At 57.9% G+C, this 2,184-nt stretch carries 1 protein-coding gene and 1 pseudogene; both read right to left on the bottom strand.

Features of this window, described 5'->3' with window-relative positions; translation table 11 throughout:
• Positions 1-95: 95 nt before the first annotated feature.
• Positions 96-1,340 carry a group II intron reverse transcriptase/maturase gene (ltrA, locus tag GCT13_RS47435; protein ID WP_152768411.1) on the bottom strand — a complete coding sequence of 415 codons (1,245 nt, stop codon included), beginning with the start codon at positions 1,338-1,340 and terminating at the stop codon, positions 96-98.
• A 546-nt stretch (positions 1,341-1,886) separates the two neighbouring features.
• Positions 1,887-2,184 (bottom strand): annotated as a pseudogene (locus tag GCT13_RS47430) (transposase); the annotation flags it as partial.

The following is a 2,184-nucleotide window of genomic DNA, read 5'->3' as shown; positions in this document are numbered from 1 at the left end:
CGAGTCGTACGCTTTCAAATAGTTGAGTAGCCCAGCGGAATCGCACCGTCAGGCCCTCCCAGAACTGTACGTGAGCCTCTCGACTCATACAGCTCCTATCGTCCAGCCGTGGCTCCGAGCGTCCAATGCGCGAACAGGGTCGGGCGTTGCGTTTTAAGACGCCGCAACCAATCCCATGCCCGCAGCTTGTGCGTGCGGAGTTTCTTGTATTTGCGCTGAGCCCAACGAACAATGAACGAATCCAGTGTACGCAAGGCCCCGCGAAGCGCAGAAGGCCGGAACCGCCCGTAGTAGCGAACCCAGCCCAGAAGCACGGGCTGCGTCCATCGAGCGACTTCGACAAGTTCAAGATCATTGCGACTGTGCAGCCGCCATCGACGCATTCGCAACCGCATCGACTTGGCCGCCTGGTCGCTTACCGCAGGAGCGAAACTGACGAACAGTGTCCCAGATCGATTCAGTGAACTCCGGGGCCGAAAGCAATAACCCAGGAAATCAAAGCGTTGCACCGGATAGCTGCCGCGTCGGTTGTCGTCCTTGCAGTAGACGATTTTCGTCTTCTCCGGATGAAGCTGTAGTTTGCAAGCCGCAAGCCGGGCATCGAGCTCCGCTCGTAATTGCTTGGCCTGCGCCTCGCTCTTGCAGTGGCAAATGACATCGTCGGCGTAACGCTCAAACTGGACGCCGGGATAGTTCCGTGACATCCATTGATCGAACGCGTAATGCAAGAACAGGTTAGCCAATATGGGGCTGACAACTGCCCCTTGCGGTGTCCCCCGATCCCGCGATACCAAAGCGCCATCGGGCATACAAACCGGTGCAACAAGCCATCTCTCGATGTATAGAAGCACCCACTTGCAGTTCGTATGCCGACGTAGCGCGCGCATCAGAAGTGGATGGTCGATATTATCGAAGAAGCCTTTAATATCAAGATCCAGCACCCAGTCCGCGCGCCAGCAACGCTGACGCGCAACGGCAAGCGCCTGATGCGCTGAGCGGCCCGGTCGATAGCCATACGAATCGTCATGGAACACTGGCTCCAGAATCGGTTCGAGATATCGCCGTACCACCATTTGCGCGATGCGATCCGACACAGTTGGTATTCCTAACGGTCTTGTTTTGCCATCAGCCTTTGGAATATCCACGCGCCGCACGGGAGGCGGAACATAACTGCCCGAGGACAGCCGGTTCCAGAGTCGGTAGAGGTTATTACTCAGGTCCTCTTCAAACTCGGCAATCGATTGTCCATCGACGCCCGCCGCGCCGTGATTTGCCTTCACCCGCTTGAACGCTTCCCACACTTCGCGTTTGGAAATATCAAACGGCTTTGCCTTATCCATGCGAGTCCTCCCCTTGCGGGTTGCTCGCACGATCAAGCCAGACGACGGCGTTCCTTCGGTCCAGCCCCATTACAGAGCCTTCAACCCTACTACGAACGCCTCCGCCCCTGTGCCCCGCATCGGTACTCTCATCCTTGCGGAGGCTATCCGCTTGGATTTCTCCCTTGGCATCGGGACGACAGGTTCCTACGTTCCTTATCAAAGCCTGGATCAAGATCACGCCGCCTTCATGCCGGAAGCCAGTTGGGCAGCAAACAGGTTAGCCCCCAACCTTTGTCGCGGGATAGAGGTCAAGATCCCGGTTTCGACTTCAGTTAGTACGTTACGACACGTCATCAGCGGTTCACTCACGTTCGTCTTCCTGACCCTCACCTGACGGAGTCGAGCTCCGCCTTTTCCATCAACGCTCACCACGCGAGCTCTTAACTCGCGCAGCTTGTGGTGGTTTGAAGCCTGCTCCTGCAAGCCGACTCCGAGGGGCCCGCCCTCATCTTTGATAAAGCATCGCAACGGCTCTACCTTCGAACCGTCGCGTTCGTAGCACACAACCTCTTCATATTTGACGCTGCGCCACACCCGTTCGACGAACACGTTGTCGCGCCAGGCGCCTTTTCCGTCCATCGACAGGAGAACCTTCCGGCCGAGAACCGCGTCGGTGAATTCGGTTGCGGTGAACTGGCTTCCTTGATCCGTGTTGACGATCTCAGGCAGCCCATATTTCGCAAACGCTTCCTCCAGCGCCTCGACAGCATGGCAGCTCTCCAGCGTGATCGCCACCCGGTGCGCCAACACCCGGCGGCTCGCCCAGTCCACGACGGCCGTCAGATAGACGAAGCCCCGCGCC

It is taken from the genome of Paraburkholderia franconis, assembly GCF_009362735.1.
Taxonomy (GTDB): domain Bacteria; phylum Pseudomonadota; class Gammaproteobacteria; order Burkholderiales; family Burkholderiaceae; genus Paraburkholderia; species Paraburkholderia franconis.
The sequence above is the reverse complement of the archived record's forward strand: the minus strand, read 5'-3'. Positions and strand labels throughout refer to the sequence as shown.

Coding starts and splice junctions, on each gene's coding strand:
- ltrA (WP_152768411.1), bottom strand. CDS start 1,340: ATGGATAAGGCAAAGCCGTTTGATATTTCCAAACGCGAAGTGTGGGAA.